Source organism: Pseudomonas sp. LAP_36, assembly GCF_019456785.1.
Classification (GTDB): Bacteria; Pseudomonadota; Gammaproteobacteria; order Pseudomonadales; family Pseudomonadaceae; genus Aquipseudomonas; species Aquipseudomonas tritici.
Window position 1 is genome coordinate 138,134 of record NZ_JAHZMS010000002.1, and the last position, 26,202, is coordinate 164,335.

Consider the following 26,202-nt stretch of genomic DNA (forward strand, 5'->3'; position numbering starts at 1 on the left):
GGGGGCCTATAACTCGGCTCAGGGCAGCAGCCAAGTGCTGTTTGGGGTGATGGACCGGATGCCTACTGCTCGGCACTGCTCCAGAATCGGCAGAATGTAGGTGATGTTGGTACGCCCCGGCTTGCCATCCGCGCGGTAACGAGCCGCCTGGCACAGTGGGCCGGCTTTTTCGTACGTATGGTTGGAGCTGATTTCCACCGCTTGCGCTTGGCCGAAATGATTGTTTCCGGCGAGGTAGTCCAACGTTTGCTGGAAAGCTGCTCGAGTCAGCACCAACTGCGAGTCTTCCGATCCGGTCTCAATCACAACGCGATTTGCATCAACGGTCGTGATACGGAAACGGGCGGTACGCGACGGTGTTTGCAGTTCCTTGCTTTGCAGGCGGCTGATCAATGCCCAGAGAGTGTTGTCGACTTGAATTATGTGCTGCATGGGATAATTCCTTCGTTGCTGAACGGACCCTAGCTTTAACCTGAAGCGACTTATGGAATCTTGATACCCAACGCATTCAGCGATGGAGTATCCATCCGGCCATTCACGGTCAGCCCACTGTCCATCTGAAAGGCCATCAACGCACCACGTGTCGTCTTGCCCATCACCCCATCAATGGTGCCTTGGTAATACTGGCGCACCATCAGCGCGGTCTGCACACGGGTGACCAGGTTGCTTTTCTGCTCATTGGTCGCGCGGCTCTTAGAAGTGCTCGAACTTGTCCCGCTGGTAGTGCCAGACGACTGATAAAGACTGTTGCTACTTGGGGTGCTGCTCGAAGCACTCGGCGCGCTGTAGCTTCGGGTGCTGGTAGCGGGTGGGCTGTAGTAGCGAGGTGCGCTATAGCCACCCGAACCGCTGTAGTGAGAACTATGCGAACTGTGGGACCGGTGAGAGCTGTGCGAGCGATGTGCCGCATAGATGTTGACGGTGTCTGGCGCATTGAGCGTATCGGCAAATACCGGGGGCTGTAGCTTGTCGTTGGATTGCCAGTTCGCATCGGCGAGCGACAGATGGCCCGCCTGTGCCAGGGTGGTACCTGCCATTGGCAGCAAGCTGATCCCACTGATCAGGACTTTCCAGCGGTCGAGCAATTTCACTGTGCACTCCTTGCATAGGCGCTAAAGGCCTCGGTCGATAGTTGTTGTACGCCGCGGCTCTGCCAGCGGTCGGTGTGGGATTTGAAAAAGCCGGAGCAGTGTTTGACGGCAGCGCATTGCTGACAGGTATCGATGAACAGATTCTTCCAGTCCGAGATGCTCTGACGGGCGAAACGCGAGAGGTGGGCCGGGATCAGGCACAGGGGCAAGTTGTAGATCGAAACCGGCACCCCGCGGTTGAACAGGAAATACACCGCCTGGCTCAACGACTCCTGATAGTCCAGCGGGTCGATCCACAGTTCTTCATAGTGCTTCCTGGCCAGGCCGGTACTTTCGATACCCATCAGTGCAACATGGCGCACGAAGGGCAGGTTCCTGAACACGTAGTGGGCCAGCTCGGGCAAGCGTGGCGTGGTCAGGCGATTGAGTACCACGCGTATCTCTATGATCTGGTCGGCGCGGGCTAAGTTATAAAGCCCCTGGAGGGTTTCGCTGAAAGCACCTGGGGCCTGCACCACATGGTCATGGTCTTCGGCATTGTCGGCATACAGCGGAATACCCCAGCTCAACTGAGGGTGGCAGATAGTAGAGAGTGCTTGGATCCAGCTCGGATCTTTGAACAGGCGCCCATTGCTGAGCACATGAATGGATTTCTGCGGCAAAACGGCTTTGCACTTGGCCAGAGTTTCGAGTAGGCCGTCGCGATAGAGTGTTGGCTCGCCGCCGCTGATGCCCAGGTTTTCCTCGCCCGGGTCCATCAGGTCGATCAGCCGAAGGTTTTCCTCGATGTGCCAACGGTCATCGATATCTTTGGGCGGCTGCGAGCACATCAGGCAGAGGCTGTTGCAACGATCGGTCATGAACAGCAGGTTGCTGTCCGAGCCTCGTCGATAGAGCACTCGCACCAAAGCGTTGCCTGGTGTGATGGCAATGACATCGCCAGGCTGCACGACATCCGCATCTTTGGGTGTGTGCAGGTGTAGCCGCTCGCTGTCGAAGTCGCCAATCAATGGCTCTGGGGTCAGGAATCCACCCACGGGCAATGAAAGCAGGTTCGGGCTCCGTAGCCGTTCTTGGTTTGGCAGCCAAAGCAGCAGCTCACCGACCTTAGCGTTTCCGGCACATACAGCCAGGCCTTGTTCGATAAACTCATCCAGGGTGATGACCTTGAGCAGCTTTGGCTCATTCAGGTGATGGATTTCGAAATGGGTATCTTTGCGCAGCATCGCCATCAGCCCCTGTAACCCGGGAACCGAACATCGCTGTAGGAGCGTCTGTTCAACCAGGACAACAGCACCCTCTGCGCGTTGTCGTCGCCATCGCGAAGCAGGCCGAATAAATGCTTCAGCAGTCCCATGTTCTTCTTGCAGAAGCTGCTGAACACCCGGTGTCCGATTGGGTCGCCTTGGCGCGCATAGTGTTCGATGGGGTCTGCGCCGCAGTAGGGGACCAGTGCGCAGTCCGAGCAGCCCGGCAGTGCCTCCGCAACACCACTGGCAAGCAATGCCTCCATGACGGGCGATGCCAGTAGTTCAGACAAGGGTTGCTGTACGGTGCCGAGCCTCAAGCCGTCTTCATCCATCTCCAGCAACATTCGGGCTTCGTCCGAGGGATAGACATAACCGTCATAGTTGTAAACCAACGCCGCAGTGCCTGCGCCAGCAGGGGAGCGCAGGTCCACATAGCCGGAGGAGAAGGGCGTGAGGATGTTCTTCAGCAGCAGGCTCGTGTAACTCTCCGACAGGTACACGCCCTGTTGGTTGATACGCAGCAAATAGTCCAGTGCCTTCTTGTAGAAGGCCAGGTATCGCTCAATCGGATAATCAAGTCGATGGGCACTCTTGGTGGCAAACCCATAAGGGCTCAGAGGCCGAAGCGAGATGCTGGAGAAGCCCTGGCTTACATACTCATCAATGATCGCTTCAGGTTGTTCGAGGCTTCTTGAAGTCAGCGTGGTCAGTGCGGAAACTGCATCATGGCCAAGGCGCTCACGTACCCACTGGATACCTTTTACCGTGCGTTCGTAGGAGTTCCGTGACGGGGTAGGGCGGTTGGCATTATGTAAGGGCGCTGGCCCATCGAGTGAGGTCGAAAACTGGATGCGATGCTGTTCTGCGAAGTTGAGTATTTCGTCCGTCAGGTGGTGCAGCGTGGTGGTGATGACGAACTGGATATCCCGTTGTTCGACCACGTTCCGTTCAACTACCCATCCGACAATCTGACGGACGCGCTCGAAGGCCAGAAGCGGTTCACCACCCTGAAACTCCACGGTCAGGGCGGGGGCGTTGGATTCGAACAGGCGATCGACCGCAGCCTGTGCATCTGCTTCCGACAGGTCGTGGCCGGATCCACCTAGAGGGGCCCGCGATACCTGGCAGTACTGGCAGGTGTGGTTGCAGCGCAATGTAACCACGAACAAGTGCAGTGCAGGGCCCTGGAAGAGGAAGTCCTTGCGGCTGCAATACTGCGCCGCCATTTCCGGGAATGGGTCGTGACGGCCTGGTTCGTAGATAAAGTGGCGAGCCAGCAGGTCCTTGTAAAAAGGCGTACCCGCTTGAACGTCGAAGTAACTGAGGGCTCGTAACTGCTCGTTGTTCACGTGCATGTACTCACCCGTATCGGAAGTGAGCAGAATGTCACGGTCATGCCCCGTGATCATGCGCATAAATCGGAAAGGCAGCAAGCGGTAGTGCTTGGCGTCGGTTGCAATCAGTGTCACTGCGAAATTCCACATCCAGCGAGCGCGGCTCGGGCCAGAACTTCACGCAACCCCGTTGTTTCGCGGTTGATGTGGTCGCGCAGGGCGAAGTCGTTCAGGTGCTGGAGGATCAGCGAGTTTGCCTGCTCCGGGGAAAGCGTCAGCCTTGTTTCAGCGAGGAAGGCCGTGAGGCTGATCTGGCTGGCTTCGATACCGACCTGGATCGCGACGGTGTCGGCCAGGGAGTAAGCGGCACGTTGCACCACGCTTAGAGGGTAGGCTGCGCTGTCGAGCTTCAGCGTGACTGGCCATGTCATCGGAACCGCTCCTTCAAATCCGTTGGGAACGTGTGGATATTGATGGTTTCCGAGGCATTGTGCCATCATAATTTTTTATATTTGCACGCATCTGTCCAGCTGATGGCGGAGAATCAGTCAAATGTTCATCGGCTGCATGTTCACCGTTCCGCTGCGGTATAGCGACTCGCGGAGAGTCCGGTCGGAGCTACCCTCATCAATAGCCTGCTTAGCCTTAGACTGGGGGCATCCTTTTCAAACCATCCAAAGCATGCCCTCAAATATGCCCCCAATGTAGCAATCCACTGGAAGTGAATGGAGCTCCATGGTTTGTGGAAAGGCAGAAATGATCAGCCGAACAGCCTATCCGGCGGCGGCTAGAGACTCTCAGGGTCCCCAAAAAACATCTGAATCCGCGACCGCAACCAGCGCTCGCCCGGGTCATTATCCTGTGATCCACGCCACGCCATATGCAACTCAAAGCTGCGCACGGGCAATGGCGGATCTTCCGCACGCAACCCACCCGCCGAGGTCAACGCCTCGGCCGCGTAGTCCGGCACGGTCGCGAGGATGTCCGTGCCCGCGAGCAAGGTGCCCAGGCCGTTGAATTGCGGTACGGCCAATACCACGTGGCGTTTGCGGTCGAGTTTTTCCAGTTCTTCATCAATGAACCCGCTCAAGTCGCCGGCAAATGACACCAGCGCGTGGGGGCGGGCGCAGAAGTCGTCCAGGCTCAGCGAGCCCGGCACGCTGTCGGCGCGCAGCAGTTTTGGCAGGCTGCGGCGCAGCACTTTGCGCTTGGCGTTGGCCGGCAAGTCCGCGGTGTAGCTGACACCGATGGAGATTTCGCCGGAGGCCAGCAGGCCGGGCATCAGGATGTAATTGACGCGACGCACGACCAGCACGATACCGGGTGACTCGGCGCGCAGGCGTTTGAGCAGTTGGGGCAGCAGGGCGAACTCGACGTCGTCGGACAGGCCGATGCGGAATACCGCGGTGCTGGTGGCCGGGTCGAATTCAGCGGCGCGGCTGACCGCGGTGGAAATCGAGTCCAGCGCCGGGGAGAGCAGGGCGAAGATTTCTACCGCCCGGGCCGACGGTTCCATGCTGCGGCCGGTGCGCACGAACAACGGGTCATCAAACAGCCCGCGCAGGCGTGACAACGCCGCGCTGATGGCTGGCTGGCCGAGGAACAGTTTCTCGGCGGCGCGGGTCACACTGCGCTCATGCATCAAGGTTTCGAATACGATCAAGAGGTTAAGGTCGACACGACGCAGGTCGTTACGGTTCATCTTGTGTCCTGGAAGAGTCAGCTGACTTGACGAGAGCGGGCATATAACAACAATGGCCAGCACGAATCTTACGGGGAAAGGCTGTTACTCTGCACAGGAAAATTGAGTTTTCTTACAAGAGCTGAGGTCTATTCCTCAGACGCGGAATCAATGACAGACATGTCGACTATTAATGGCGACCGGTGGTCTTACCCGTAAAGCCCAGATAAAGTTCATGGCATTAGAGGTTACTTTGACGAGGTTTGCGATGTCCCGCACGATCCGTTTTCACAAGTTTGGTCCGGCCGAGGTGCTCAAATGCGAAGAGCATGCAGCCGCGCAGCCCGCACCGGGCGAAGTGCAGGTGCGTGTCGAAGCGATTGGCATCAGCTGGTATGACATTTTGTGGCGCCAGAACCTGGCGTCTTCCCATGCAAGATTACCGTCCGGTCTTGGTCATGAAATGGCCGGGGTGGTCGTCGCCGTAGGCGATGGCGTGGATGACTTGGCAGTGGGCGATAAAGTGGCCAGTTTTCCGGCCGAGAGCCCCAATGACTACCCGGTGTATGGCGAGCAGATCGTCCTGCCCCGTTCTGCCCTGACCCGGTACCCGGATGTCTTGAGCCCTATTGAAGCGAGCGTGCATTACACGCCGCTGTTGATCGCCTACTTCGCTTACGTGGACTTGGCACGGGTCAAGCCCGGGCAATTTGCCCTGGTGACTGACGCCAGCCACTGCGCCGGTCCGTCCTTTGTACAGCTGGGCAAGGCCCTGGGTGTGCGGGTGATTGCCGCCACCAAGGACAGCGCGGAGCGTGAGTATCTGCTGTCGCTCGGTGCGGAAAAGGTCATCGTCACCGAAGAGCAAGACCTGCTGATGCAAATCAACAAGTTCACCGACAACCGCGGTGTCGACGTGGTGTTCGACGGTTTGGGTGGCCCGCAGATGTCCTTGCTCGGTGACGTACTGGCACCGCGTGGCAGCCTGGTGCTGTATGGCTTGCAGGGCGGTAACCAGACGCCCTTCCCGGCGTGTGCGGCGTTCCAGAAGAACATTCAGTTTTTTGTGCACTGCATCGGTAACTTCACTGGCAAACCGGAGCTGGGCATCATTCAGGACCACGTAGCCTTGCAACGGGCGTTGCGCGATATCAACCAACTGACAGCTGACCGCGTGCTGGTGCCGTTGAAAACCACCGTGTTTCCGTTCAATCAGTTCGTGGAAGCGCACCGATATATGGACGAATGCCCGTGCCGCGAGCGTGTTGCGTTGCAGGTTGAGGCTGTTTAGTACGTAGGAAGGTTCTCAAACGAGTCTTCCTGGCACCTGGCGCATGGGGCAAATGCGCCATTTGACAGGGCTTAAACTGTACCCCGCTTCAGGTGCCTGGCTGGCACTTTAACCCCTGAATCCTGACTTTTTCGCTGACGCCGCCCTGAATTCCAGTGCGGCGTCTTTGTGCGCGCGTGATTTATGCGCTGGCCGTTGCTCATCTGCACTGGTTTTCGCCAGGGTTCTGTATCTATTAATCATTATTCCAGCATTGATAATTGCGTCTTCACTTTCATCTCAAGGACTGAGCAATGATTGAATATCTGACACTACTGTTGCGAGCATCTGAAACTAATGTCGCGGCGTTCGCGTGGCCTGAAGGAAATAGGTGCGCTCATGAAAAGTTTCGTGCCCATGAGTGGGAAAGTTGGTGGGTGCGCGTGTCGGACACTTCTTTTAATAGTCGGTTAACGGTGTGTAAGAGTTTGTCGGAAAGTTCCTAGGACTGTGATCGGATTTGTTTTGGACCAATAGATCCAGAGGTTTGCGCGCTTGCAGGGCTTTTGGCTTTGCCCTTGGACATTCGTGTCGTTGTGTTGCGCGGTGATAGTGTCTAGTCATCGGCGCACAAGGCTCTGCGCGAATTTCTTACATGCGCAATCGGTCGAGCAAACACTGTCAGCAGTTGCTTGAAACTAATATTTCAACTCAGGTAGTAAAACGATGAGCACTATCCACGAACAGGCTATGAACTATGTTTACCAGCAAGTTCTGCAGCGTTTGATCGGGCACTTTACTCGCGCAGAACGCACGGCACTCCAATTGCTGGTCCAGCGAATCGTCGTGGCAGCCGGCGGCATGGAGCAAGTGGGAGGTTACAAGGTGCTGGTGGCGCATGGTGGTGGCGAAGTGAGCAGCTACACCTTGGCGTTGTTGCGTGCCGCGCAGTTGAAGATCGCTGGCCGCGCCCCGCATACCTTTCACTTGCGGGTTGCGACGCTGCGGCATGCTGGCATGACCGAGGGCAGGCTCGACAGCCTCAATCAAGGCTATGGCCGCCTGTTTCTGCACGATGATCCACGGGTTGATCTACTGATGGTGGATCGTGAGGAAGTATTGCCCTTCAACCACCTGCGACCCGCCTCTGTCGTTGGGCGAGAAAGCAGCCAGCGCAACAGGTTGATTGTCGGCCATCTGAGTTCCGGTGACTGCCGCGCCACGGTGTGCAGTGACACTTACCTGGCGTTGGGGGATTTTTACCAGCGCGTTACCTCTTGGAATGGCGGGGTACACGCACTGGTCAGCGGGGACTCCCCGCGCAAGCAGAGTCAGTTTATTGCCTGGCTCAAGAACACGGCTGTGGGCGCTGGGATGGCGATGCCTGAGGCCTGGCCGTCGTCGCTTACCGCGCTGTTCGCACGTATGGATGAATGGAGTACCGGTTATTACCGTGATGCATACGGGGAGCATTATGTCGCCAGTGACAACCCCAGCAAGACCGGCCACCGTAACCTGTCCTACATCGGCGTTGCCGATTTGCTGGACAACGTAGACCTCTCATCCTCGCCCATGCTCACCGAGTTCATGGCCTTTGCCCCTGATCCACTGGGGTTTCATTTCAGCCATCCAAGCTATTCCATCCCGCTGCTGATGGCCCATCTGCGCGGGTTGCAGGCTCAATGCCTGCGAGATATGGACTATGAAGAAGGGGTGCAAGGCTTTATCCAACAGGCAGGACACTTTTTGAGGCGCATGCACATGCCCGAAGAGTTACTCACGCAGGCGGGGACCCGTGAAGGGCGCAGCCAGGCGAGCACCCACGCCCAGCAGTTCTTCGGTCTGGACGAGACTCAATTGATTTGCCTGCTGTTCTCGCCGTTTATCCATCATGGTGAACGCCTGGAAGGCTATTTGCGCCAGTGCCATCCGGGCATGCTGGTTGCTTTGCCCGAGCTGCACAAGGTCCTGCAGGGCAAGCCGTCCGCTGAGATGTTGCAACAATGGATCACTGACACCAGCGGCTTGCCAATGCCCTTGCTGCAGCAGCTCTATCGCAAACGTCCGTTGGTCAATGCGGGCGGCAAATTGCGCAGTGCGGGTGCCACGGCCCATGACAGCGCGCAGGCCTGTCAATTGTCCGGGCAATGATACTGCGCGGCGAACGGCGGGCGGATTTCGCGTATCAGGCGGTTTACCGCTACATGATCAACCTGATCAACGACGTCAGTACTGACGCGCGGGTAAAGCTGCCGTCCCTTCGGCAATTGGCGGGGCGGCTGAACGTGTCGATCTCGACGGTCCAGTACGCGTACTCGCTGCTTGAGAAGGAGGGCAGGGTCTATTCGGTGGCCAAGTCGGGCTATTACGCCTGGCCTATGTCGGCAAACCCGCTGGCGTGGGCGGCTGGCGACCTGCTCGATCGGCTTTACGCAGCGGCGCGCCGCCCGGGCATGGTGGTGCTCAGTGGCGATGAACCTGCGTTGCTGGTGTCACTGGATAGCAACCTGTTGCGCCTGGAGCGGGAGTTGGTGCGCCACTACCCGCAACATCTGCAACCCTGGGCCCAGCCCTGCGGTGTCTGGGAACTGCGCGCAGCGCTGGCGGCGCGTTATACCTCTTCGCCCACTCGCTGTTGGCATGCCGATGACGTCTACATCGGCGCCGACCTGCGCGGTGTGCTGGACATCCTTGTCGAAGTCTTGGGCCTGAGGGGGACGACGGTAATTGTGGAATCACCCTGCGACTGGCTGGTCTTGCGCCTGCTCCAAGATGCCGGGGTACGTATTATCGAGTTGCCCTGGACGCTGCAGGGGCGCCTGGACCTGGTGACTCTTGACCAATTGTTGTGCGATGAGCCGGTGCACCTGGTGTTGCTGTCGTCGGCCGTCAGCCTGCCGGCAGGTGTGGCTATGCCGACCCAGGACCGCCTGGCCGTTGCGCAAATGCTCGATCAGTACGGTTGCTGGCTATTGGAAAACGACACCTATGGCGAATTGGGGTTCACAGAACCGCAGGCAGCCTTGCGCGAACTGGTGAACCCCGAGCGACTGATGGTGTTTTCCTCTTTCGAGAAAGTCCTTGGGTCGGAAGCCCCTTATGGTTATCTGCTGTCTCGGCGCATGAGCAGTGAATTGCAGCGCCAGTTCCTGCTGCGTTCCTTTCGGTTGTCGTCGATTCGCCAGCGAGCGATTGCCCGCCTTTATCAAAGCGGGCGCATCGACCAGCACCTGCGCACACTGCACCTGCAGTTACGCCAGCAGGCAGAGGAAATGCGTCACCGCCTGGATCAGCATCTGGGGGACCAAGTGGCCTACCGCGCGCCGACTGCCGGGGCGACGTTTTGGTTGGGCGCCACAAAGCCCGTGGATATGCGCCAGGTGTTCCAGCGCCTGCTCGCCCAGCAGATAGTGATTGCACCCGGCGAGCTGTTTAGTGTCAGTGGCCTGCATCAACAGAACCTGCGCCTGAGCTACGCCTTTCACGGGCAACCCGACCTGGATATCGCCCTGGCTGCTATAAGCGAAGCACTGCATCAGGCGCAGACCGGATGATCGCGTGAAGTTTCTCTTACTGTTGTAGGATCGATAACGTCGCGCAGCAGTCCAACTCTCAGTAAACTGCCATTTTTTCCAAATTCTTCTTTCCGAGGTTTATGCATGACAATCAGTCCTTTTGCGGGCAAGCCGGCGCCAGCCCAGTTGCTGGTGGATATCCCGCGACTGGTCACGGCCTATTACACCGGCCAGCCTGATGCAGCAATCTCCACCCAACGTGTGGCTTTTGGTACCTCCGGGCACCGGGGCAGCTCATTCGAATTGAGCTTCAACGAATGGCATGTGCTCGCCATCAGCCAAGCCATCTGCCTGTATCGTGAAGCCCAGGGCATCAACGGTCCACTGTTTGTCGGCCTCGACACCCACGCGCTGTCCACGCCCGCCGGTGCCAGCGCGCTGGAAGTGCTGGCTGCCAATGGCGTGCACGTGATGCTGGCCGAAGGCGATGAGTACACGCCGACCCCGGCAATTTCCCACGCGATCATCTGCTACAACCGTGGCCGCACCAGCGGCCTGGCCGACGGCATTGTCATCACGCCGTCGCACAACCCGCCGCAGAGTGGCGGCTATAAGTACAACCCACCCAACGGCGGCCCGGCAGATACGCACGTCACCAAGTGGATCGAAGCCAAGGCCAATGAACTGTTGGCCAACAAACTGGCCGGGGTCAAGCGCATCACCCATGCACAGGCGCTCAAGGCCGACACCACCCATCGCCATGATTACCTCAACAGCTATGTGGCTGACCTGGTCAATGTGATCGACATGGACGCCATCCGCAGCGTCGATCTGCGCCTGGGTGTGGACCCGCTGGGCGGAGCAGGGGTGCGCTACTGGTCGGCGATTGCCGAGCACTACCGCCTGAACCTGGACGTGGTGAACACGGAAGTCGACTCGACGTTCCGCTTCATGAGCGTTGACTGGGACGGTCAGATCCGCATGGACCCGTCCTCCAGCTACGCGATGCAGGGCCTGATCGGTCTCAAGGATCGCTTTGACGTGGCCTTCGCCTGCGACCCGGACCACGACCGCCACGGCATCGTCACGCCGTCCGGTGGCCTGTTGGCACCGAACAATTACCTGGCAGTGTCCATCGATTACCTGTTCCAGAACCGTCCTGACTGGCGCGCTGACGCCGCCGTGGGCAAGACCGTAGTCAGCAGCGGCCTGATTGATCGCGTGGCTGGACGTATTGGCCGTCGCCTGTACGAAGTGCCGGTCGGCTTCAAGTGGTTTGCCGATGGACTGTTCGACGGTTCGTTGGGCTTTGGCGGCGAAGAAAGCGCCGGCGCCTCGTTCCTGCGCAAGGATGGCAGCGTATGGAGCACTGACAAAGACGGTTTGATCCCGGCGCTGCTGGCAGCGGAGATGACCTCGCGCAAAGGCCAGGACCCAAGCCAGATCTACCGCGGCCTGACCGACGCCCTGGGCGAGCCATTTGCGATTCGCGTGGATGCCAAGGCCACGCCGGCGCAGAAAGCCTTGCTCGGCAAGCTGTCACCGGACCAAGTGACGTCCACTGAATTGGCCGGGGAAAGCATCCAGCAGATCCTTAGCCACGCACCGGGTAACAACCAGGCGATCGGCGGCTTGAAGGTGATGACCGAAAACGGCTGGTTTGCTGCACGGCCATCGGGTACTGAGGACATTTACAAGATCTACGCCGAGAGCTTTATTGGCGAAGATCACCTCAAGCAATTGGTGGAAGAAGCGCAGGTGTTGGTAGACGGCGCCATTTCTCAGTAACACCCCAAAACCAGTGTGGGAGCGGGCTTGCTCGCGAATGCGGTAGATCAGTCAGCACATTGGCGACTGACACTCCGCATTCGCGAGCAAGCCCGCTATTGGGACAGCGTCAGGCCAGGTCGACCAAGACAATTTCGCTGTCTTCAATCGCAGTCACCCGCAACACCTGCTCATCCTCTACCGCAATGCCGTCTCGAGCTTGCGCACGCAAGCCATTGACTTCAATCACGCCGGTCGCAGGCACCAGATAAGCCCGTCGACCGCTGTCCAGCCGGTACTCAGCACTTTCCCCAGCCTTCAGATTTGCCGCAACCAGCCGCGCATCCGCCCGGATCCGCAGGCTTTCGCTATCGCCTGCCTTGCCACTGGCCAGTGTTACAAATCCTTCGCGATCATCTTTCGGAAACGGCTTGGCTCCCCAGGAAGGCGGCAATCCGGCTTCATTCGGGATAATCCAGATCTGGAAAATCTGGGTCGGCGTATCTTCCAGGTTGTACTCGCTGTGAGCGATCCCGGTGCCTGCACTCATGACCTGTACATCTCCCGCTTCGGTGCGGCCTTTGTTGCCGAGGTTGTCGGCATGGCTGATCGCACCTTCACGCACATAGGTGATGATTTCCATATCGCGGTGTGGGTGCTGCGGGAACCCGGTCCCCGGCGCGATGATGTCGTCGTTCCAAACGCGCAGGTTGCCCCAGTGCATGCGGTTGGGGTCGTGGTACTCGGCAAATGAAAAGTGGTGATGAGCGTCAAGCCAGCCGTGGTGGGCGCCGCCCAAGGAAGTGAAAGGTCGAAGTTCAAGCATGATCGTCTCCTGTGGATGCGCTTATGATCCTGCAGCCCATGATCGATAAAAAGCGTAAAAAATGCCTGATTCCTATCTATTTACTTGATTGGTTAGTGGCGTTTTGACTTTCAGTTCATCGCCTAACTGCATGACTGCAAAGCAATTGGCTGGAACTGAACGTCGATTCCGGCGACCATGGGGCCCTATGTAAACACCTTGTTCACCGCAGGAGTCCGCGTGTCGCAACAACCGCCTGATTTGCCCCCCGAACTGCGCCCTCTGGCTGAAATGCCTTGGTTGAAGCGCCTGGCCGCGCGCCTGTTTGGCCATGGTCTGACTCGCCTGCGCGCCCAGCACCGGTTTTCATGGCTGCACGGTCAGGCCGACGGTTTTCGCAGCGGGCATGAAGCGGGTGTGGAATATGGCTATCGCGAGGGCAAGGCTGACGGCCTTGAGGAAGGTCGGCAAGTGCTGCTGATTCGCGACTTCCGCCCGGACGAGCACCGTGCGCCGGGAGTTGATGACACTCTGTTTGATGATTGGCGCCTGCCACTCACCGCCGAGTTGAAAAAGCGCATCAAAGCGGATGTTGCGCGATTGCTGCCGGCTCACGCCCAGCCCAGCGCCGCGCAATGGAAGATGATTTTCAGCGATACACCGTCTACCTCGGTGATTGCCGGTGCCGGTGCCGGCAAATCCACCTCCTTGGTACTGCGTATTTTGCTGCTCACCTATTACCTAGGCTTTGAGCTGAGCTCAATGACGGTGGTGACCTTCACCCGCGAGTCACGCAAAGACTTCATCAACAAGCTCATGGAAATTCTTAGCCTGTGGGGCCAACCCCTTGGTATGAAAGAAGCTCAGGCCGTGGTGCGCACCTTTCACTCGCGCATCCTGCCGATGGTGCGCAGCTTGCCGGGCTTTGAGCGCCTGCAAGCGTTCGAGAACCTGAACTCGGGCGTTGAAGACGCTGACGGCAACCCCTTCGACCTGCGTATCAACGAAGCCCAGCGCCAGCAGATGAATGCCTGCTATCACCGGCTGCACGGGCAGCACGCGCGTTTTCGTGAGCTGATTGCGCCACTCGCGCGCCACGGGCTGCAGCTCAAAGCGTTGGAGCGGGATCATCCGGATGTGCAAAAGCGCATGGCCGTGACCGAGTTGGCGGCCAAGCGCGATGAAGAACTCTGCGATGCGATCGAGGACCTGTGGTTCCGTGCGGGCGCCTGGCCGATCAAAGGCATTGAGCCCAATCGGCAGCCTGTGGAGATTAACGGCGCGCAATTTCACTGCCATGGCTATATCCGCGAGCTGGACGCCTGGGTGGTGCTGGGCTTTGATTCACGGGAAAACGCCCAGATCAGCCGGCCCAACGCAAAGCTGTCGCTACGCGCAGAATGGGCCGTAAAGCGCACCCTTTTTCAAGCTTTCTGCCGTAAGCCTTTGATATGGCTTGATAGTTATGAATCATCAAGGCGTCTTTTAAGCAGCTTGGCCGGTGATGCCACGGCAGGGCCAGGTTTTGATTACAAGGTTAAAGGTGAATTGGCTTCGGCGCCGTTGCTGGACAGTTTCGTGATGGCTGCCGGGTTTATCGAGAACCTTGGCCTGGACGTACCGACTGCGGTTGGGAAGATGAGCTTCGCCAAGGATGACCCGGACCGCTTTTTCTTCGAAGCCCTGAGCATCTTCTGGAAAGCCCTGGAAGATCACCTGCTGGACCAGTCGCCACCGATCATGACCTACAACCGCATGTTCTCGCTGTTTGGCGAAAATACGCCGGAAAACCTCAAGCTGCTCAGCGACACGCTGTTGCGGCCCTTGTCGCATTTGATGATCGATGAGTTCCAGGACGTTTCGCCGCAAATTGTCTCGTGGATCCGCGCCAGCCTGCGCGAGATCCGCAGCCGTGGCCCGGCCATGCACGTCGGGCGTGGCGCCCAGCGTTCATCGCTGCTGTGCGTGGGGGATGATTGGCAGTCAATCTACGGTTGGCGCGGGAGTTCGCCAAAATACTTTATGGCGTTCAACAACGAATTCCCTTCACCGGCCACCACCCGCGTGATGCTGGGCGAGAACTACCGCAGTCATCAACACATCATCGACGCGGCCGAGCATATTGTGCGTGCCGCGCCGGCGATCCCCGGCAAGAAGGCCAAGGCCAGTGGCGCGCCCAAGGCGTTGGTGCCGGTCAAGGTGCTGGAACGGGACGACGCGGCATTGGGGCGGCTGTTGCTGGAGCACTACCAGAAGGGTGAGTCAGTGTTGATGCTGTATCGAAAAAGTAGCGATAAGCTGTTGATTCAAGAGCATATTCAGTCTGTAATTAATGTGGATTCTAGCTTGCCGCCGCCGATGCGCAGGTTAAAGCAACTGACCTATCACAGTGCCAAAGGCTTGCAGGCTGATGCGGTATTTCTGCTTGGTGATTGCCAGCATGTCACGAGCTCGCCTTACAAGAACCAGGTGTACCGCATGGCGGGCCTGGGTAAGGACGGTGATAGTGAGCCGTATGACAATGCGCAAAAAGACGAGGTGCTGCGCTTGGCCTACGTGGGCATTACCCGGGCGGTGAGCCACTGCTATTGGTATGTGGAAAAGCCCGAAGCACAGGCGGTGAATATGCCGAAGGCATCGGAGCGGGTGGATGGCAAGAAAGCGTTTTTTGACGATCAACGCAGCTGAGACACACCGGACTAAATGTGGGAGCAAGCCCGCTCCCACATGGGTAATTCAATGTCCGATAGAGGTGGGTCAGGCCCGCAATGACTGCGGCGGCACAAACGACTCCAGCTCATCCTCCACCGCTTCAATAATCCGCTCCACATCCGCCGCATTCATCACCGTTGCACAAGGGATTCCGGCGATGGCAATCAGCGTCTCGCCGCTGGCGCGGTCGAACAGGCGGACGATCATGCTGCCGGGCGCGTCCATGCTGCCCTCAAAGCCCATCGGATGAAAATGCCAGCGCATCAGCTGGCAGGCGTTGGGGAACGTCACTTTGTTCATATTGCCCACCTTGTTCATTGAGCGCTTCCTTTAGCTCGTGGCAGGGGGGCCAGGACCTTCACTGGTCATGGCGTCGAAGCACTAAAAATAGCATTCGTTCGCAATCGCAAGGTGACTTTTTTGGTCCCGTTCGGCAGTTGTTTTCCATTCGGTTGATGTGGGTCATGTCCTGCTTGAAAGTAGGCGAAAGGCCACTAGTCAGAAGTTCCAATTGACCATTGAAGGCCCCAGCGAAATTCGGCACTCTCCACGGTTTACCCGCCGCCGAGCCTGCCATGCCTGACATCGCTGCTGACGATGACACCCAGCAATCCCAGGTCACACGTGAACTGGTGACGCGCCACCACCTGTGTTGGCGCCATCGGGATCTGGAGGGCGTGATGTCCTACTACCACCCGGACATCCAGTACCACGATTTTTTCCAGAACCGTGTCGTCGGTTTCGCTGAATTACGCGAATACCTGCAAGCCAGCATGCCCCGCGAGGCTGACGAGGCGATTGAGCATACCGACCGCATTCGCGCCGAGGGTGACACCGCGTTCATCCAGTACCGCATCACCCTGCGTGGCGGCCAGGGGCTGGTGTCGTTTCGCACCAGCGAGGCCATCACCGTACGGGATGGATTGATCTGGCGGGTTAACGAGTACGCGTCCCTGGTGCATGAGCAGCCGGCCCAAGCCGCGCGGCCGTCGGTCAGCCGTCTGGGCCTGTCGCCGCAGCAATTGGGGCACATGGCCAATGACCTGCAGCACTATTTTGAGCGCAAGCAACCCTACCTGGACCCGGAGCTGGACCTGCAACGGGTTGCCAAGGAGTGTGGCTACAGCCGCAATCAGATTTCCTACCTGCTGAACCAAGTGCTGGGGCAGAGCTTCTACCGCTACGTCAACCAGGCCAGGCTCCAGCATTTGCTGGCCGCGCTGGATAAGGCCGTACCGCCGATCAAGGTCGACGACCTGGCATTTGCCGCCGGTTTCAACTCACTGTCGGCGTTCTACAGCGCGTTCCGCCAGCACACGGGCCAGTCGCCCAAAGCCTACGTCAAACAAATTTCCCTGCGTGCACGCGCGCAAGACAGCCCCTGACAGCGCGCTCTAGGATCCACCCTATCGAAACGAGGTAGGGGAACCTGGCATGCCGGCATGGCGCACTATCAGCTTATGGATGGACCAGTTGGACGACCCGCTGCAAGCGCGGCCGGCGCTGGCGCATGACCTGGACGTCAACGTGGCCATTATCGGCGCCGGTTACACCGGGCTGTGGACCGCGTATTACCTGAAACGCCAGGCGCCCGAGCTGAACATCGCTATCATCGAGGCGCAAACCGCTGGGTTCGGCGCCTCCGGTCGCAATGGCGGTTGGCTGATGGGCAACCTGCTGGGTGAAGACCGTTTGTTGGCCGGCCTCGATCCCGAACAGCGCCGTGCCTCCTTTGACCTGTTACACGCCATCCCGGATGAAGTGGCCCAGGTGCTGGCGCGTGAAGGTATCGACTGCGACTACCGCAAGGGCGGCGCCCTGTACTGCGCTGCGCGTTACCCCGAGCAGGAAGGCAGCCTGCGCCGTTACCTGGACAAACTTCACGCCCAGGGCCTGACCGAAGCCGACTACCGCTGGCTCAGCCCGCAACAACTGGCCGAGCAAATCCGCATCGCCAAGCCCTATGGCGGTATCTATGCACCTCACGTCGCGACCATCAACCCCGCGAAGCTGGTGCGCGGCCTGGCGCGGGTGGTTGAAAGCATGGGCGTGACGATCTACGAAAACAGCCCGGTCACTCACTGGCAGTCCGGCAGCCTGCGCACCGCCAAGGCGGCTGTTCGGGCGGCCTGGGTGGTGCCAGCGGTAGAAGGTTATGCCACGACCTTGCCGCCACTGGGCCGTTACCAATTGCCGGTGCAAAGCCTGATCGTCGCCACTGAACCGTTGCCGGCCAGTACCTGGGACGAAATCGGCCTGCGCCATGGCCAAGCCTTTGGCGAAAGCAGCCGCCAAGTCACCTACGGACAGCGCACGGCGGATAACCGCTTGGTGTTCGGCGCGCGGGGCGGTTATCAATTCGCCGGCAAACTGCGGCATGACTTTGATTTGACCGACAGCGAAGTGGAGCTGCGTCGCTATCTGTTCGGTGAGCTTTTCCCACAGCTCAAGAACGTAAGGATTACCCATTCCTGGGGCGGCAACCTGGGTATGTCGCGCAACTTCCGTCCGCACATGCTCTGTGACCCCAAGACCGGCATCGCGCTGTCTGGCGGTTATGGCGGGGAGGGCGTCGGCGCTACCAACCTGGGTGGCCGCACGTTGGCCGACCTGATCCTGGGCCGGGACACTCCGTTAGTCCACCAACCCTGGGTGATCCGCGAACGCGGCCTGGATGCGCTCAAGCCCTGGGAGCCCGAGCCCTGCCGCTGGTTGGGTTATAACGCGATCATTCGCAGTTTCGTCCATGAAGACCAGGTGCTGGCCAACCCCAATACCGCCCCTTGGCGCCGCAAGCTGGCCACCGGCGTGGCCGGGTTCATGGAAGGTTTCATGCACTAAGTCGTTTCACTCACACGGGAAAACCCATGAGCATCACTCAATTCAAAGACACGCTGAACGCCCACTTGCCGGACTCGTCACCGGTGGCCGTGCCCTTGGGCGAGCCCATCGCCGTGGCCTCGACCCTGAGCGTTGAGCGCAGCGATGGCGTCGAAACCGGCATCTGGGAATGCACCCCAGGCGTGTGGCGTCGACAGATCAAATCCCAGGAGTTTTGCCACTTCATCCAGGGCCGCTGCACCTTCACCCCTGATAACGGTGAAATCGTCCACATACAAGCTGGTGATGCACTGATGTTGCCGGCCAACAGCACGGGCATCTGGGATATCCAGAAAACCGTGCGCAAGACCTATGTATTGATCCTGTAACGCTTTGATCCTTGATCGCCTGCCATAACAACAGCCCTAAAACCGCCAGGAAATCGAACCATGAAAGCCATTGCCCTGTTGCCCTTGATGTTGGTGGCCTCTATCAGCCAGGCCGCCGAGACGGTGAAAATCTACAACTGGTCGGACTACATCGCGCCGGACACCACCAAGAACTTCCAGAAAGAAACCGGCATCGGTTTCACTTACGACGTGTACGACAGCAACGAAACCCTCGACGGCAAGTTGATGACCGGTAAATCCGGCTACGACGTGGTGTTCCCGTCCAACCACTTCATGGCCCGGCAGATCCAGGGCGGCGCGTTGAAGAAGCTCGACAAGAGTCAGTTGCCCAACTGGAAAAACCTTAACCCGGTGTTGCTCAAGGCTGTGGAAAACAACGACCCGGGCAACGCCCATGGCTTTCCTTACCTATGGGGCAGCACCGGTATTGGCTACAACATCGACAAGGTCAAGGCCGTGCTGGGCGACAACGCGCCGGTCGATTCCTGGGACTTGATCTTCAAGCCGGAAAACATGGCCAAGCTGCAGAAATGCGGGGTGGCGATTCTGGATAACGGCCCGGAGCTGTTGCCGGCCGCGCTCAATTACTTGGGCTTGCCGCACCACAGCAAGAAAGCCGAAGACTACAAGAAGGCTGAAGCGCTGCTGATGAAAGTGCGACCTTATGTGGCGTACTTCCACTCCTCGAAATACACCGCCGACCTGGCCAACGGCGATATCTGCGTGGCGGTCGGCTTCTCCGGCGACATCCTGCAGGCGGAAAGCCGTGCCAAGGAAGCCAAGAACGGCGTGAATATCGGCTACAACATTCCAAAGGAAGGCGCCGCGATCTGGTTCGACATGGTCGCCATGCCCGCCGATGCCCCGAACGAAAAAGCCGGTTACGCGTTCATGAACTACCTGCTGCGCCCGGAAGTGATGGCCAGCATCACCAACTATGTGCATTACGCCAATGGCAACAGCGCGGCAGACAGCCTGGTAGACCCGGCGATCAAGGCGGATACCAAGGTGTACCCGAGCCCGGACATGATGGGCAAGTTGTTTGCGCTGGAGGCGATGCCGTTGAATATCGACCGGGTGCGTACGCGGGTGTGGAACACCATTCGTACCGGGCGCTGATTGGTAATATTTGGTCGCGCCTTGGGTTCGCTGTTAAGTCGTTTTTGCCTGTAGCTTCCTTGACTCCTTTGATTGAACAGGGAGCAAGGAATGCTCATATCAAACAGGTCTGGACGTTTGCGCCTAGGCAGAGCTTCAGCGGAGGGTGGCGTGTACCTGCTGACAGCCGTGGTGGACCGGCGAGAGCCCATCTTCGATGATTGGTGGTTGGGGCGCCTAGTGGTACGGCAACTGCGCGAGGCACATGAAGATGAGTGGGTGGATTCGTTGGCATTTGTAGTGATGCCAGACCATATTCATTGGCTTGTTCAGCTTCAGGACAAGACGTTGTCGGAACTCATGTGCCGAATTAAATCGCGCAGCAGTTTGACGGTTAACCGTGCCTTAGGCCGCAAAGGTCGGCTATGGCAGAAGGGCTATCATGATCGTGGCGTTCGGCGTGAGGAAGACTTGAAAGACTTTGCGCGTTACGTGGTGTGTAATCCGATTCGCGCGGGATTGGTGAAACGCGTTCATGATTATCCGCTTTGGGATGTTTGGTGGCTGTGATGGCCTCACGCAGCCTCGCTTGCGCTCGACAGCTGCTACGGGGCTCGGCCGTAGTCGTAGCAGCTGTCGAGCGCAAGCGAGGCTGCGTCGGCCGCACCGCCGATCTCACTGACAGCTAAGGGTTTTCCAAATCATGCCCCAACGACTGGATAAACAACGAAAACAGCTCCGGTTGTGACGAGATATCCAGCTTGGCGTACAAATGCCGACGGTGCACCTTCACCGTGTCCGGCGATATCTTCAGGCGTTCGGCCATGGCCTTGGAGGAAAACCCGCGCAGCACCAGGCGGGCGATTTCCAGTTCGCGGTCTGACAGCACGCCGCAGCCAAATTGGCTCAATGCATCCTTGATCTGGCTGTCCATCGCCGGCGCCCGCCGGTTGCTTTGTTGCCAGTGCTGTTGCATCAACGGCAATACCCACGCCGCTACTGTCGTCATCAGCCCGGTTTCCTCAAAACTGAAGGGCCGCTGCATGCCCAGCGACAGCGATAACGTCCCCGCGCCCGGCAATTGCAGGATGAACTGCACCTCGTCTTCCAGCACGTTGTCGTGGAAGTAATTGAGGAAGTATTCGCTCTGGCGAAAATGATCCGGCGCCACTTCCTCCAGGCGGTACACGCCGCTGGCATACCCCTCGCGACAGGCCTGGAAAAACGGGTCGAGCAGATACAAACCATTGAGGTACACCAGCATCGACGCCGGTTTGCTGCTGGGCTGGGCGTCGTATTCCTCCAGGGCCTGGGGTGCGCCATCCAGCGGATAGAAGATCGCCAGGGCGTTATCGAAGGGCAGGCACTGGTGCAACAACAGCACCAGTTGTTTCCAAAAGCGTTCGGTGCCGATGTGCGCGACAGTGCGGCCCAGGCCTGCGTGCATGCCGACTTCCCGGAACAGGCTCATATCAATGGCTCCCACCAGCAAAAGATCGGCCAAGGGTTCGGCTTTTGCCGGGTGTCGTCAAGGGGAGTACGCCAATAGGGGAATTGGCTGACATAAGCGCAATGTTTATGTTCGTGATCATTCAACGGGAAAGATATCCCGAAAAAACATCATTTTTCGTTTCTGCCTCACACCAAGAACAACGACAGAGGATAACGATATGAGCACTTCCCCCGCGCCCGACGGCGTGTTGAAACCCACCTTGAGTGTCTTCGATGTGGTCGCCATCACCGTATCTGCGGTGACCCCGGCCAGTTCCGTGTTTGTGATCGCGCCCTTTGCCATCCAGCAAGCCGGCAGTGGCGTGTTCCTGGCGTTTGTGATGGCCGGGTTGCTCGCGCTGATGTTCGCCTTTTGCTACGCCGAACTGGGCCGCGCCCACAACAGTGCTGGAGGTGAATATGTGTACGCCAAGCGTGTGTTCGGTGGCATGGCGGGCTATGCGACGTTCTTGACCGTGCTGGTGATGTTGCTGTTTATCCCGCCGGTGCTCGCCACGGGCGCGGCGACTTACCTGAATAACGCTCTGGGTACGACGTTCGATTCCCAAACCGTCGCCCTGGTGATCGTGGTGTGCAGTTACGCGCTGGGCATCCTCAATATCAAGCTGAATGCCTGGATCACCGGCACCTGCCTGCTGTTGGAAATCGCGGCGTTGCTGGTGATCGTGGTGATTGGCTTCGGTAACCCCGTACAGCCGGCCAGCGTGCTGTTCCAGCCGCAAATCGTCGAAAACGGCGTGTTGCACATGGCGCCCTGGGCCCTGGTGATTGGCGCGGTGGGCATCGGCCTGTTTTCCTACAACGGTTACGGCCCGGCGGTGTTGTTGGCCGAGGACATGAAGTGCGGCGGCAAGGGCGTGCACAAGGCGGTGCTGTGGTCCCTGGGGCTGGTGGTGATCATCGAGTTGGTGCCAATCACTGCACTGTTGATCGGTGCGCCGTCGCTCAGTGAGATGATCAGCAGCCCAGACCCCATCGGCTACCTGTTGACCAGCCATGGCAATGAAACCTTGTCGCGCCTGGTCAGCGCCGGGATCTTCCTGTCGGTGTTCAACGCGATTGTCGCCATCGTGATCCAGATCGGCCGCGTGGTGTTTAGCAGCGGGCGCGATGCGCTGTGGACGCCAGGCATCAACAAGCTCTTTACGCGCATTCACCCACGCTGGGATTCGCCCTGGTTGGCTACGCTGTTCCTGGCGATCCCGTCGGCGCTGCTGAGTTTCAGCTCCAACCTGGCCGACCTGACCTCCTTCAGCGTGTTGCTGATCATGCTGGTGTACCTGGTGGTGGCGTTGAGTGCGTTGACGAGCCGCGTGCTGCTGCGTGATCGCGAGCATCCTTATCGCATGCCGCTGTGGCCGCTGCCGGCGTTGCTCGCGGTGCTGGGTGCGGGCTATCTGTTGGTCACCCTGGTGGCGGCAGCCTCGATCCGCGACATCATGATCATCATCGGCTTGCTGGCGCTGTCGGTGATTCTGTATTGCATCAGTGGCCGGTCGAGTCCGGTCTTCCAGAAATTGTAAGGAGTGGTTATGCGCGCACGTCAATTGGGCATCACGTTGGGGCTGGGCACGCCCGGTGAGTGGAACGCGATCACCGATGTGCCCGGGGTTCGGGTCGGCCACAGCACGCTCAACACGCGTATCGACGGCAAGCACGTGCGTACCGGCGTCAGCGTGATTCAGCCGCGCGCCGGGGAGGCACGGCAGCAACCGTGCTTTGCCGGGTACCACGTGCTCAATGGCAATGGTGATGCCACTGGCCTTGAGTGGATCAGCGAAGCGGGGCTGTTGACCACGCCGCTGGCCATCACCAACACCCACAGCATTGGCATTGTGCGCGACAGCCTGATTGCCCTGGAGCGCGAGCGCCTGGCAGACCCGGCGGTGTACTGGTGCATGCCGGTAGTAATGGAAACCTATGACGGCTTGCTCAACGATATCTGGGGCCAGCACGTCGGCCCTGAGCACGTGCGTGAAGCCGTGGACAACGCCGAAACCGGCCCAGTGCAGGAAGGTGCAGTTGGCGGCGGCACCGGAATGATCTGCCATGAATTCAAGGGCGGCATCGGCACGGCCTCGCGACGTTTGTCGGCGGAGCAGGGCGGTTGGACCGTCGGCGTGCTGGTGCAGGCCAACCATGGCAAACGCCAGGAACTGCGGGTAGATGGCTACCCGGTGGGGCGCCAGCTAATGGAGATTTCCTCGCCGTTTGCCCAGCAAGGCACACCGGGCATGGGCTCGATCGTGGTGATCCTGGCCACCGACGCGCCGCTGTTGCCGCATCAATGCCAGCGACTGGCGCAGCGCGCATCCATCGGCATTGCGCGTACCGGCGGCGGCACCGAGGATTCCAGCGGTGACCTGTTCCTGGCGTTTTCCACGGGTAACCGGGATTTGCCAGCGGCGGATTACGGGCGCAAAGGCCTGCCGTTCAGCAGCACGCTGCAGATGGTCAACAACGACCACATTTCGCCGCTGTTCAGCGCGGCGGCAGAGGCGGTGGAAGAGGCGATCGTCAATGCGATCCTGGCCGGCGAGGACATGGTCACTGATGACGGTGTCCGGGTGCCTGGCCTGAGTGGCGATACATTGCTGGCAGTACTACGCGAGACAGGGTGGAGTATGTCCCGGTAATAGGGGGCAAGCGCAGTTATTAATGCAAGTAATGGCTGTTTAATGTTGCCAATGACACCCTGGCAATATGGTGGATCCATTAATTAACAGCGCCGCTCAACTTGCGCGGCGTTAGCGCTATTTAATATTTAAATAACTGCGCGCTGTTTTTTGTCGGACAAAACCAAGGCTGTCCAATAAACACGGCACTGAACTTAGTTGAGTTGAAGGCAGGCTGATTTCTAACGCTGGAAAAGATGTAGACGAAAGATTTCAAGTTGTGTCAGTTTCGTGACGCCTTCAAAAGAGGCGAGTGATAGGACGATCTCGCCCGCGGGGTTCCTATCGATCAAAGACTGATGCACTTGCAAACAAGGAAGTACGTTTATGTCAAAAGTAAAAGACAAGGCTATCGTGTCGGCGGCGCAAGCCAGCACCGCTTACTCGCAAATCGATAGCTTCAGCCATTTGTACGACCGTGGCGGCAACCTCACGGTCAATGGCAAACCCTCCTACACCGTTGACCAGGCAGCCACCCAGCTGCTGCGCGACGGCGCCGCGTACCGGGACTTTGACGGCAACGGCAAGATCGACCTGACCTACACCTTCCTGACCTCGGCCTCGTCGAGCACCATGAACAAACATGGCATCTCGGGCTTCAGTCAGTTCAACACCCAGCAGAAAGCACAGGCCGCACTGGCCATGCAGTCCTGGGCGGACGTGGCCAATGTCACCTTCACCGAGAAAGCCACCGGCGGTGACGGCCACATGACCTTCGGCAACTACAGCAGCGGCCAGGACGGCGCGGCGGCCTTCGCCTACCTGCCCGGCACCGGCGCAGGCTACGACGGCACCTCGTGGTACCTGACCAACAACAGCTACACGCCCAACAAGACCCCGGACCTGAACAACTACGGCCGGCAAACCCTGACCCACGAAATCGGCCACACCCTGGGCCTGGCTCACCCTGGCGACTACAACGCCGGGAATGGCAACCCGACCTACAACGACGCGACCTATGGACAGGACACGCGCGGCTACAGCCTGATGAGCTACTGGAGCGAAAGCAACACTAACCAGAACTTCAGCAAAGGCGGCGTCGAGGCTTACGCGTCCGGGCCGCTGATCGACGACATTGCCGCGATCCAGAAGCTCTACGGCGCCAACTACAACACCCGTGCCGGCGACACCACCTACGGCTTCAACTCCAACACCGGGCGTGATTTCCTCAGCGCTTCGTCCAATGCCGACAAGCTGGTGTTCTCGGTGTGGGACGGTGGTGGCAACGACACCCTGGACTTCTCCGGTTTCACTCAGAACCAGAAGATCAACCTCAATGAGGCTTCGTTCTCGGACGTGGGTGGTTTGGTGGGCAACGTGTCCATCGCCAAGGGCGTGACCCTCGAGAACGCCTTCGGTGGCGCGGGCAACGACCTGATCATCGGTAACAACGCCGCCAACGTGATCAAGGGCGGGGCCGGCAACGACCTTATCTACGGTGGCGGTGGTGCGGACCAGCTGTGGGGCGGCGCCGGCAACGACACCTTTGTGTTCGGTGCCAGTTCCGACTCCAAGCCAGGGGCTGCGGACAAGATCTTTGACTTTGCCTCGGGTTCGGACAAGATCGACCTCTCCGGCATCACCAAGGGTGCAGGCCTGACCTTCGTCAATGCCTTCACCGGGCATGCCGGCGATGCTGTGCTGACCTACGCCGCAGGCACCAACCTGGGCACCTTGGCCGTGGACTTCTCCGGGCACGGCGTGGCGGACTTCCTCGTCACCACCGTCGGCCAGGCAGCGGTCAGCGACATCGTAGCGTGATGCACGGGCGCGGCGCCTCGGCGTCGCGCTTTACGGATGGAGCACAGCGATGCAGCGTTTTTTCAAATTGATCGCCTGCGTGTTGCAGGTGATGTTCGTGTCGGCAGGAGCCCACGCAATGGCGAGCAGTCTTGTATTACCTACCACCGCCCAGTTGGCCGGCCATTGGCAGTTGCACCAGCAGGATCGGGTGTGCGCGCTGGACCTGCTGGAGCAGGCCAATGCCTTGGGTGGCGACGTGGCGTGTGTCGAGCAATGGCTGGGCGACAAGCCCCTGAGCTGGTCGCCGACACCGGACGGAATTTGGCTGATGAACGCCGAGGGCAGCGGGATTACCCACCTGAACCGCCAGAAAGAAGGTGAATATAAAGGTCGCACGCCCACCGGGCTGGAAGTTGTATTGCAACGCACACCTTAGTTGTTGTTATAAGTTTATAACTTGATTTTATTAGTTGGCCACCCTGTGCGTCGGGGCAAGGGCAACTTTTGCGCGCAATTGGG

The 26,202-nt window shown here is 58.9% G+C and carries 23 protein-coding genes; 14 read left to right on the forward strand and 9 right to left on the reverse strand.

The features are described 5' to 3' along the window. Nucleotides 1-18 precede the first annotated feature (18 nt). The 6 genes from JBO08_RS06180 to JBO08_RS06205 form a co-directional block, all read right to left on the reverse strand. Nucleotides 19-432, reverse strand: coding sequence for a hypothetical protein (locus JBO08_RS06180; RefSeq protein WP_220074302.1), 414 nt, complete (start codon nt 430-432; stop codon nt 19-21). Between the two features lie 50 nt (nt 433-482). Then, nucleotides 483-1,091 carry a His-Xaa-Ser repeat protein HxsA gene (hxsA, locus tag JBO08_RS06185; RefSeq protein WP_220074301.1) on the reverse strand — a complete coding sequence of 203 codons (609 nt, stop codon included), beginning with the start codon at nt 1,089-1,091 and terminating at the stop codon, nt 483-485. Then, nucleotides 1,088-2,323 carry a His-Xaa-Ser system radical SAM maturase HxsC gene (gene hxsC, locus JBO08_RS06190; protein WP_220074300.1) on the reverse strand — a complete coding sequence of 412 codons (1,236 nt, stop codon included), beginning with the start codon at nt 2,321-2,323 and terminating at the stop codon, nt 1,088-1,090. The genes hxsA and hxsC overlap by 4 nt, the downstream gene beginning before the upstream one ends. Next, a complete protein-coding gene (hxsB, locus tag JBO08_RS06195) occupies nt 2,323-3,810 on the reverse strand; it encodes a His-Xaa-Ser system radical SAM maturase HxsB (RefSeq protein ID WP_220074299.1) in 1,488 nt (495 codons plus the stop codon). Before hxsB ends, hxsC begins: the two co-directional genes overlap by 1 nt. Beyond that, nucleotides 3,807-4,106 (reverse strand): His-Xaa-Ser system protein HxsD, encoded by a 300-nt coding sequence (hxsD, locus tag JBO08_RS06200; RefSeq protein ID WP_154905878.1) that lies wholly within the window; start codon nt 4,104-4,106, stop codon nt 3,807-3,809. The genes hxsB and hxsD overlap by 4 nt, the downstream gene beginning before the upstream one ends. A 356-nt stretch (nt 4,107-4,462) precedes the next feature. Further along, nucleotides 4,463-5,377, reverse strand: coding sequence for a LysR family transcriptional regulator (locus JBO08_RS06205; RefSeq protein ID WP_065873157.1), 915 nt, complete (start codon nt 5,375-5,377; stop codon nt 4,463-4,465). 247 nt (nt 5,378-5,624) lie between these two features. Between JBO08_RS06205 and JBO08_RS06210 the strand changes: the two genes are divergently transcribed. From JBO08_RS06210 to pgm, 4 genes are all read left to right on the forward strand, one after another. Continuing rightward, on the forward strand, nt 5,625-6,647 hold the full coding sequence (locus JBO08_RS06210) for a zinc-dependent alcohol dehydrogenase family protein (RefSeq protein WP_049708388.1): 1,023 nt from the start codon (nt 5,625-5,627) through the stop codon (nt 6,645-6,647). A 705-nt stretch (nt 6,648-7,352) separates the two neighbouring features. Next, entirely contained in the window at nt 7,353-8,777 is a 1,425-nt protein-coding gene (locus tag JBO08_RS06215) for a hypothetical protein (protein ID WP_220074298.1), read from the forward strand. Next, the gene (locus JBO08_RS06220; protein WP_065891010.1) at nt 8,774-10,180 is read left to right on the forward strand and encodes a PLP-dependent aminotransferase family protein; all 1,407 of its coding nucleotides are present in this window, start codon (nt 8,774-8,776) and stop codon (nt 10,178-10,180) included. The genes JBO08_RS06215 and JBO08_RS06220 overlap by 4 nt, the downstream gene beginning before the upstream one ends. Nucleotides 10,181-10,285: 105 nt before the next feature. Further along, nucleotides 10,286-11,929, forward strand: a complete 1,644-nt coding sequence (gene pgm, locus JBO08_RS06225; RefSeq protein WP_065880479.1) for a phosphoglucomutase (alpha-D-glucose-1,6-bisphosphate-dependent) — start codon at nt 10,286-10,288, stop codon at nt 11,927-11,929. 109 nt (nt 11,930-12,038) lie between these two features. On the opposite strand, the gene JBO08_RS06230 is transcribed toward pgm, so the two are convergent. Further along, entirely contained in the window at nt 12,039-12,734 is a 696-nt protein-coding gene (locus JBO08_RS06230) for a pirin family protein (protein ID WP_065945984.1), read from the reverse strand. 219 nt (nt 12,735-12,953) lie between these two features. On the opposite strand from JBO08_RS06230, the gene JBO08_RS06235 reads away from it, so the two are divergent. After that, nucleotides 12,954-15,401, forward strand: coding sequence for a UvrD-helicase domain-containing protein (locus JBO08_RS06235; RefSeq protein ID WP_220074297.1), 2,448 nt, complete (start codon nt 12,954-12,956; stop codon nt 15,399-15,401). A gap of 69 nt (nt 15,402-15,470) precedes the next feature. Here the strand turns inward: JBO08_RS06235 and JBO08_RS06240 are convergent, their stop codons facing one another. Further along, complete coding sequence (locus JBO08_RS06240) at nt 15,471-15,743, reverse strand: DUF1652 domain-containing protein (protein ID WP_049708382.1); 273 nt, start codon at nt 15,741-15,743, stop codon at nt 15,471-15,473. Nucleotides 15,744-16,000: 257 nt separating this feature from the next. On the opposite strand from JBO08_RS06240, the gene JBO08_RS06245 reads away from it, so the two are divergent. The 5 genes from JBO08_RS06245 (at nt 16,001) to JBO08_RS06265 (ending at nt 20,323) form a co-directional block, all read left to right on the forward strand. Next, nucleotides 16,001-16,810, forward strand: coding sequence for an AraC family transcriptional regulator (locus tag JBO08_RS06245; protein ID WP_065873151.1), 810 nt, complete (start codon nt 16,001-16,003; stop codon nt 16,808-16,810). Nucleotides 16,811-16,859: 49 nt separating this feature from the next. Then, complete coding sequence (locus JBO08_RS06250) at nt 16,860-18,266, forward strand: FAD-binding oxidoreductase (RefSeq protein WP_065880482.1); 1,407 nt, start codon at nt 16,860-16,862, stop codon at nt 18,264-18,266. 26 nt (nt 18,267-18,292) lie between these two features. Further along, nucleotides 18,293-18,634, forward strand: a complete 342-nt coding sequence (locus tag JBO08_RS06255; RefSeq protein ID WP_065873149.1) for a cupin domain-containing protein — start codon at nt 18,293-18,295, stop codon at nt 18,632-18,634. A 60-nt stretch (nt 18,635-18,694) separates the two neighbouring features. Next, the gene (locus JBO08_RS06260) at nt 18,695-19,774 is read left to right on the forward strand and encodes a polyamine ABC transporter substrate-binding protein (RefSeq protein WP_065873148.1); all 1,080 of its coding nucleotides are present in this window, start codon (nt 18,695-18,697) and stop codon (nt 19,772-19,774) included. 90 nt (nt 19,775-19,864) lie between these two features. Then, nucleotides 19,865-20,323, forward strand: a complete 459-nt coding sequence (locus JBO08_RS06265; protein ID WP_065873147.1) for an REP-associated tyrosine transposase — start codon at nt 19,865-19,867, stop codon at nt 20,321-20,323. A 115-nt stretch (nt 20,324-20,438) separates the two neighbouring features. Here JBO08_RS06265 and JBO08_RS06270 read toward each other — a convergent pair whose 3' ends face one another. Beyond that, entirely contained in the window at nt 20,439-21,224 is a 786-nt protein-coding gene (locus tag JBO08_RS06270; protein ID WP_065873146.1) for a helix-turn-helix transcriptional regulator, read from the reverse strand. A gap of 199 nt (nt 21,225-21,423) precedes the next feature. Between JBO08_RS06270 and JBO08_RS06275 the strand changes: the two genes are divergently transcribed. The 4 genes from JBO08_RS06275 (at nt 21,424) to JBO08_RS06290 (ending at nt 26,119) form a co-directional block, all read left to right on the forward strand. After that, complete coding sequence (locus tag JBO08_RS06275; protein WP_065873145.1) at nt 21,424-22,788, forward strand: APC family permease; 1,365 nt, start codon at nt 21,424-21,426, stop codon at nt 22,786-22,788. Nucleotides 22,789-22,797: 9 nt separating this feature from the next. Then, nucleotides 22,798-23,901: a P1 family peptidase gene (locus JBO08_RS06280; RefSeq protein WP_065873144.1), complete on the forward strand. Its 1,104-nt coding sequence runs from the start codon at nt 22,798-22,800 to the stop codon at nt 23,899-23,901. Between the two features lie 366 nt (nt 23,902-24,267). Further along, complete coding sequence (locus JBO08_RS06285) at nt 24,268-25,701, forward strand: serralysin family metalloprotease (RefSeq protein WP_065873143.1); 1,434 nt, start codon at nt 24,268-24,270, stop codon at nt 25,699-25,701. A 49-nt stretch (nt 25,702-25,750) separates the two neighbouring features. Continuing rightward, the gene (locus JBO08_RS06290; protein WP_065873142.1) at nt 25,751-26,119 is read left to right on the forward strand and encodes an AprI/Inh family metalloprotease inhibitor; all 369 of its coding nucleotides are present in this window, start codon (nt 25,751-25,753) and stop codon (nt 26,117-26,119) included. The last annotated feature ends 83 nt before the right edge of the window (nt 26,120-26,202 follow it).